Genomic DNA, 1,880 nt, shown 5'->3' with positions numbered 1-1,880 from the left:
GGAATCCTTTCCTTCACCTACAGGGGTATAGGACCTAATCCATTTATATATCGTTACTTCAGATACACCATATTCGCTACTTAATTTTTTTACTGGAGTTCCAGAATTGTAGAGTTCCACTATTGTTTGTTTAAAATCTTCAGTATATTTTTTTGCTACACCTTTTCTTTTCATATAGGACACATCCTCTCAAAATTATTGTATTAGACTTAACTAAGGTGTGTCCACAAAACTATACTAACTCCATACTTTCTCACCAGTGTACAATTTATCTCCCCTCCTATTTTCGATAGTACTAATGTTCGATAAATAACTTTGTAGATTAAAACATTTTTAGATGTCGTCTAAAGGTTTCAAACTTATCACACGCATAATAGCTTTTTCATCATCAACTAACTTTGGAATTATCCATCCTTCTTTTATAGAAGAAACTACACATTCTTTTTTCTCAAAAATGTCTATTAAAACAAGTTGAACTACAACTGGTTATATTTTATCTTTATCTAGTAACCACTCTTCAATGATAAATATCTAGAATTTTCTGACCATAAACATAACTAGCGAATAAAATGATGATCCAAATCTTAACTCTCCTTTATTAATGAGAGCAGCTTTATTCTTACCATTTGGGGACTTAACTATGATTTCCAAAAAATATCACCAAACCTTCTATGGTCACATTTTCTCCGGCGAACAAGGGGCTAGTCCACAGCGTGAATACATTGTTATGTGATGCTTATAAATTATTTTTCCTTTTAACCAAATCTGATATTTCCTCATACCATTCAGGCCTGTAATCTCTAATATCACATTCACTAAGTAATAATTTGAAATAATTAATATCGACTTGGGAAAATTCATGCGTATCCCTAATCGGCAAAAATTTTATTCCTTGGAGTGTTTTCTTTTCTTCTTTTAAACTTATTTCTTCAGGGTCATAACCTAGTTTAACCTTCTGATTACCTATATCGACTAAAAAGGTATTATGATTTTTTTGAATGTCATTTTTAAATTTAAATATAATTCTTCCTTCTACGTTAGCTTCTTCTTTTAATTCCCGAATGATAGCTTCCTCTGTACTTTCTCCAACTTCTATTCCTCCACCGATAAAAAAATGTCTATGTTCATTCTCATTAATAAGCCCATATCCAAATAAAACCTTTTTATCTTGAATAATTATCGCTTGAACCCTTTTTCTTTCCATTTTTTCCTCCGAGTGATATGAACATGATTTAAAGAAATTATATAATCGAGAATGCCTACTAGGTTAGCGAAAGGATGTGTCGCCAGATTATGCTTCTTCGATTCTTTTTGAATCTACTTCTATCTGACATCTCTTCTAACCACTTTAGACGACCAAGGAGCAATAACGACGCAACGTGAATATCGTGTTAGGTGATGTTTCTACCTTCCTTGATACAAGCTACATTTGTATTATTTTTCTTATATTCTTTTTCAAGTATTCCCATAATTATTAATGATTCATAATGATTATTTGTCTTTAGGCACTCCCTTAATGTTCCTTCGATTCTAAAACCAACTTTTTCGTATATGTGTCTAGCTCTTCTATTGTTTTCCTTGACATCCAACCATAATCTATGAGCATTAAGATGTTCAAATACATATTCTAATACACTAGCGTTGCATTAATGTAGTCAGAATATTTCTTCTAATAATCACTAGTTCATAAAAAAATCCTTTATAATGGAAGTACAGGTGCTCCCTGTCCAAATCCAATATAAAGGACCATGCTTATGGACAAGGATACACTATTTTCGTCATTTGGTAAATGGATAGCTCCTATCAATTCTGTAAAATTACAACAAAAAGTAGAAGAAATGAAGCAAGACAAATACGTTAAAAAATTAACAACAAGAGCT

Annotated in this window: 2 protein-coding genes and 1 pseudogene; all 3 read right to left on the bottom strand. The window is 31.5% G+C overall.

Translation table 11 applies throughout. The features are described 5' to 3' along the window. The coding region (locus tag BHF71_RS10115; protein WP_084024127.1) for a transposase at nt 1-174 on the bottom strand (174 nt) is incomplete at its 3' end. A gap of 562 nt (nt 175-736) precedes the next feature. Continuing rightward, nucleotides 737-1,204, bottom strand: coding sequence for an NUDIX domain-containing protein (locus BHF71_RS10110; RefSeq protein ID WP_069657519.1), 468 nt, complete (start codon nt 1,202-1,204; stop codon nt 737-739). A gap of 187 nt (nt 1,205-1,391) precedes the next feature. Beyond that, nucleotides 1,392-1,625: pseudogene (locus tag BHF71_RS11965) on the bottom strand (GNAT family N-acetyltransferase); the annotation flags it as partial. Nucleotides 1,626-1,880: the final 255 nt, after the last annotated feature.

The organism is Vulcanibacillus modesticaldus (genome assembly GCF_001730235.1).
GTDB classification, from domain to species: domain Bacteria; phylum Bacillota; class Bacilli; order Tepidibacillales; family Tepidibacillaceae; genus Vulcanibacillus; species Vulcanibacillus modesticaldus.
The sequence above is the reverse complement of the archived record's forward strand: the minus strand, read 5'-3'. Positions and strand labels throughout refer to the sequence as shown.